This is a genomic window from Photobacterium sanguinicancri (genome assembly GCF_002265265.1).
Classification (GTDB): Bacteria; Pseudomonadota; Gammaproteobacteria; order Enterobacterales; family Vibrionaceae; genus Photobacterium; species Photobacterium sanguinicancri.
Genome location: NZ_NOIF01000390.1, coordinates 1 through 933, shown reverse-complemented (window position 1 = coordinate 933; position 933 = coordinate 1). Strand labels below are relative to the sequence as shown.

At 38.7% G+C, this 933-nt stretch carries 1 protein-coding gene; it reads left to right on the top strand.

Annotation, left to right across the window (positions count from 1 at the left end; translation table 11 throughout):
* Window positions 1–933 (top strand): VirK/YbjX family protein (locus tag ASV53_RS24220; protein WP_239928908.1); only part of this gene is annotated, 933 nt, incomplete at both ends.

Here is a 933-nt window from a genome sequence, read left to right as displayed (position 1 = left end):
ATCAAAAATAATAGAAGAGAATTAAATTTGAGTTTTATCCATTACATTTCAAGCTTGCCTGAACTTGCAAATAAAGTGCATCCAAATACTAAAGGGATACATAAAATAAGAAAAAATGCTCGATTTTGTCTTTGGGGTGTTATGTATAAAAGCACCCTAACCAACATCCTTAATGCCTTTGGCGATAGTGATATTAAACCTATTTTTGATAATGACCCCGGTATTATAGAAAAACCACTTAAACCTTACCTATGTGTAAGTTGGTCTCCAAAAGAGCGCGCTCAGCATCTCAGTGACCACTACCGTTTTCTGGGGCAAACCTTTGGTGAGAATGCCTGTGATGTCACTTCGTATCAAGGTGTCACAATACTGACCTTTCAAGACAACAATGAAGAGCACTACCGCGTAAATTTATACTGTGGAGCAAGCCGTGAAGGTGGACTGGGACTGAAGCTCATTAATGCTAAAGGACTCGAAGTCTATTCGTTAGCGCTTAATATTTCAGGCACAGCGCAACACTGTATGTACATAGGTATGGTTCAAGGGCCTACACCGCAAATCGAAGACCGTCCATGTTTAATTCGAACGCTGACCCGCTCTTTACATGGACTTAGAACCAAAGCATTAATGATCGAAGTTGCATTAATTCTGGCTAAGCGCTGGAACATCACACAAGTAAAGGGTGTATCAAATAAAGGGCATATTTATCAAGCACTACGCTATATGGGGTCAAAACGAAAATCAGTCACCTTTGATTATGATGACTTCTGGAAAGAATATGGTGGAACCGCAATAAATAAGTATCTGTTCGATATTCCAACAAAACCAGAACGTAAAGATCCATCAACCCTTAAAAAAACTAAAAGACGCCTTTACACCAAACGTTACCAATGGCTAGAAGATACTGAACTTACAATTAATGAAAATCTTGAT